This is a genomic window from Streptomyces sp. HSW2009 (assembly GCF_040240285.1).
Taxonomy (GTDB): Bacteria; Actinomycetota; Actinomycetes; order Streptomycetales; family Streptomycetaceae; genus Streptomyces.
In genome coordinates, this window is the sequence record NZ_JBEHZD010000640.1 from 1 (window position 1) to 3,948 (window position 3,948).

Annotated in this window: 3 protein-coding genes; 2 read left to right on the top strand and 1 reads right to left on the bottom strand. The window is 75.5% G+C overall.

Annotation, left to right across the window (positions count from 1 at the left end; all coding sequences use genetic code 11):
* Window positions 1-158 precede the first annotated feature (158 nt).
* Entirely contained in the window at window positions 159-2,213 is a 2,055-nt protein-coding gene (locus tag AAHZ94_RS29940; protein ID WP_349996852.1) for a non-ribosomal peptide synthetase, read from the top strand.
* Window positions 2,214-2,359: 146 nt separating this feature from the next.
* On the opposite strand, the gene AAHZ94_RS29945 is transcribed toward AAHZ94_RS29940, so the two are convergent.
* Window positions 2,360-2,851, bottom strand: a complete 492-nt coding sequence (locus AAHZ94_RS29945; protein WP_349996855.1) for an RrF2 family transcriptional regulator — start codon at window positions 2,849-2,851, stop codon at window positions 2,360-2,362.
* Between the two features lie 170 nt (window positions 2,852-3,021).
* On the opposite strand from AAHZ94_RS29945, the gene AAHZ94_RS29950 reads away from it, so the two are divergent.
* Window positions 3,022-3,759, top strand: a complete 738-nt coding sequence (locus AAHZ94_RS29950) for an SDR family oxidoreductase (RefSeq protein ID WP_349996857.1) — start codon at window positions 3,022-3,024, stop codon at window positions 3,757-3,759.
* The last annotated feature ends 189 nt before the right edge of the window (window positions 3,760-3,948 follow it).

Sequence of the window (3,948 nt, forward strand, 5' to 3'; positions counted from 1 at the left end):
CCCCCCCCCGAGGAGTCCGCCCCGTGGGCGCGGAGATGTGTCACATAGACCGCCCCCGCACCCCGCACCCCACCTCTCCCCCCAACTCCCCCACCACCAAGGCCCCGAGCGGACCGCCGCCACCCCGCCACCCCGCCCCCCACGCCACAGGAGCACCCATGAACCACGCCCGCAGCATCGCACCGCTGCCGGGGGCCAACCGGCCGCGCTGGCGGCACCTCCTCCCGATGCTGCGCAGCCAGAGCGAGCGCCGGCCCGACGCCGTGGCGATCGAGGCGCCCGGCCACCTCGCGTTGACCTACCGGCTGCTGTACCAGCAGGTCGAGCGGACGGTGCGGACGCTGCGCACGGCCCGGATCACCCCGGCCGACCGGGTCGCACTCGCGCTGCCGCACGGCCCGGCCGCCGCGGTGGCCACGCTCGCCATCGGCTGCGCAGCGCAGGCCGCGCCGCTCGACCCGGCCTGCCGCGCCGCGGAGTTCGACACCCTGCTCACCGCCCTCGGCGCCACGGCCGGGGTCGTCGAGGCCCGCCGCGACTCGCTCGCCCCCGCCCTCGCCCCGGCGCCGGGCCGCCGCGTCGTCCACCTCGCCGCCCCGCCGGGCGGTCCGGCCGGCAGCTACCAACTCATCTGCGGTGACGAGGAGTTGACGAGCGGCAGGGTCGGGAGGCAGCGGACCGTGCCGCGCGCCGGCGCCGCCACCGACCCGGCTTTCGCCCTGCACACCTCGGGCACCACCGGGCGGCCCAAGCTGGTGTCCCTCACGCACGCCGCCGTCTGCACCTCGGCGCACAACAGCAGCCTGAGCCTGGACCTGACCGAGCACGACCGGTGCCTGAACGTCACCCCGCTCTGCCACAGCCACGGCCTGATGGGCCCGCTGCTCGCCTCGCTGTGGGCCGGTGGCAGCATCGTGGTGCCGCCCGGCTTCGACGCCGCGGCGTTCCCCGGCTGGCTCGACGGGTACGCCCCCACCTGGTACTCCGCGGTGCCGGCCGTCCACCAGGCGATCGTGGACGCGCTCGCCGGCCGGCCCCGCCCCGGCCGCCGCGGCCCGCTGCGCTTCGTACGCTCCGCCTCGTCCCCGCTGCCGACCGCGCTGGCCCAGCGGATGGAACGCACCCTCGGAGTGCCGGTCATCGACGCGTACGGGATGACCGAAGCCTGCTCCGTCATCACCGTCAACCCGCTGCCGCCCGGCCCGCGCAAGCCGGGTTCGGTGGGCGTCTCCACCGGGCCCGAGGTGGCCGCCATGGGCGCCGACGGCAGGCTGCTCCCGGCGGGCGGCACGGGCGAGATCGTGCTGCGCGGGCCGACCGTCATCCGCGGTTACGCGCCGCACCCGGCCGCCCCCGTGAACGCCTTCGCGCACGGCTGGTTCCACACCGGCGACCTCGGCCACGTGGACGCGGACGGCTATCTCTTCCTCACCGGCCGGCTCGGCGAGGTCATCCGGAGGGGCGGCGTGGCCGTCTCGCCGATCGAGGTCGACCGGGCGTTGCTGGCCCACCCCGCGGTGCTCGACGCCGCCGCCTTCCCGCTGCCGCATCCGACCCTCGGCCAGGAGGTCGCCGCCGCCGTCGTGGTCCGTGAGCGGGACGACCCCAGCGACGAGGAGTTCCGCATCTTCCTCGCGGGCCGGCTCGCCGCGGACCACGTTCCGCGCCGCATCTTCCGTACGACCGCGGTGCCGCGCACGGCCACCGGCAAGGTGCACCGTGCGGGCCTGGCCGCCCGGGTACTGCCCGGCAGGCGGAGCGCCGGGCAGCCACTCGGCGGCCCGCTCCAGCAGGTCATCGCCGGCGTCTGGGCCGAACTCCTCGGCACCGACAGATTCGGCCCGCGCGACCACTTCTTCGACCTCGGCGGCGATGCGCAGCTCATCCAGCGCGCGCAGGTCCTGCTCCGCGAGGCGACCGGCCACCAGGTGCCCATCGCCGAACTCTTCGCCCGGCTCACCGTCGAGTCCCTGAGCGCCTACTTCGCCCGGCCGCCCGGCGGCCCGCCCGCCTTCGCCCCGCCGCCCGGCCCACCCGCCGAACCGACGGACCCCCCGGTGCCGGGCCGCGTACCGGCCCCGCGCCAGGGCGACGCCCCGCCCCCGCCGCCGTACGGGGCACCTCACCCAACACCCGGTACGGAGCGCCTGACCGGCCACCCCGGCGGACCGGGCCCGTGGCCCCGGACCCCCCAACGCAAGGTCGAACCATGACCCGCACGACCACCCCGGGGCACCGCCCCGCCCCACGACCGGGCACCCTGCCCCGCGGTCCATCGCCCCCCCCCACGGCAGGACGTCCCGCAGTCACTCACCCCACCGCGGGCCGCGCTCCGCGACCGGTCGCCCCGCAGCCGGGCTCAGCCAGCCGCCGCGCCGGCCCCCGTCAGCCAACTGCCGATGCCGGGCAGCGCGTCGGGCCCGTAGTCGTCGGTGACGCTCTGCGCGAGGTCGGCGATGGTGATTGCCTGGAGCGTGGCGCGCCAGGCGGCGTCCGCCTCGGCCATGGCGCGGGCGATCGCGCACGGCTTGGTGCAGCTCTCGGGCGACGCCGCCAGGGGGCCGCGCTGCCGGATCTCGGTACAGACGAAGGCGGGCTGAGTGCCGTCGACGGCCTGGACCACGTCCAGCACGCTGATCAACTCCGGGGCCCGGGTGAGGACGTAGCCGCCGGCCTTGCCCTGGACGGAGTCCACCAGGCCGGCCCGGGACAGCGCCTGGAGCTGCTTCGCCAGATAGCTGCCGGACACGTCGTGCAGCTCCGCGAGGCGGACGGCGGCCACCGGGGTCGTCGCGCTGGTCAGCACCACACAACAGTGCAACGCCCACTCGACCCCACCGGACAACTTCATGATCCACCCCCGCCTCTCCTGTGTGACCCGCTCGGCTCATCCGACTTGACTCGGATAAAGCGTATCCGACTATTATCGCGGACAGGAAGTGTCCGAGTTGGGGCGGTGTCCTCAACGGCCTCTGGCGTGCCCTCAGGCACCCTCTGGACAAGCGGGAAAAGGTGACAGCCATGAAGTTCACGGTCATCGGTGGTACCGGTCTGATCGGCTCGCAGGTGGTCCGGCGACTGGCCGAGGCCGGGCACGAGGCCGTCCCCGCCGCGCCGTCCACCGGCGTGGACCTGCTCACCGGCGAAGGGCTCGACCAGGCCCTGACGGGGTCGGACGTCGTCATCAACGTCGCCAACTCGCCGACCTTCGACGAAGCTTCGCTGGACTTCTTCCGCACCACGACGGACAACCTGCTGGCCGCCGGCGAGCGGGCGGGCGTCGGACACCAGGTGATCCTGTCCATCGTCGGCGTCGACCAGGTGCCCGACCTCGCCTACTACCGGGCCAAGGTGCTCCAGGAGGACCTGCTCAAGCAGGGGCCCGCGCCGTACTCGATCGTGCGCGCCACCCAGTTCTTCGAGTTCGTCGACGCGATCCTCTCCTGGAGCAGCGACGACACCACCGTCCGGCTGCCCGCCACGCCGCTCCAGCCGATCGCGGCGGCCGACGTGGTGGCCGCGGTCGTTGACGTCGCCACCGGCAGCCCGCTGAACGGCGTCCGTGACATCGCGGGCCCCGAGGTCTTCCCGCTGGACGAACTCGGCAAGATCACCCTGGCCGCCCAGGGTGACGACCGCTCGGTCGTCACCGGCGGCTCCGGGATGTTCGCGGCCGTCCCCGGTGACGTCCTGACCGCGGGCCCGGACGCCCACCTGGCGCCCACCCGCTACCAGGACTGGGTGGCCCGCACCCGCTGAACCGCCGCCCCGCGGCGACACGTGCCGTGGGCCGGGCCCGCTCCGCGCGACTGACCACCGCGCACCCGCCCGGCCCCTCCTCGCCCCCCGACTGACCAGCGGTGGGGCCCCGCGCCCGGCCCCCGTGGCCCCGCGGGCCCCCCGCCCCCCACCCGGGGGCGCCCGGGGGCGAGAAGAAGGAAGCCGCGC

Excerpts from the sequence above, each read along its gene's own strand:
- AAHZ94_RS29940 (WP_349996852.1), top strand. The coding sequence starts at position 159 with ATGAACCACGCCCGCAGCATCGCACCGCTGCCGGGGGCCAACCGGCCG.
- AAHZ94_RS29950 (WP_349996857.1), top strand. The coding sequence starts at position 3,022 with ATGAAGTTCACGGTCATCGGTGGTACCGGTCTGATCGGCTCGCAGGTG.
- AAHZ94_RS29945 (WP_349996855.1), bottom strand. The coding sequence starts at position 2,851 with ATGAAGTTGTCCGGTGGGGTCGAGTGGGCGTTGCACTGTTGTGTGGTG.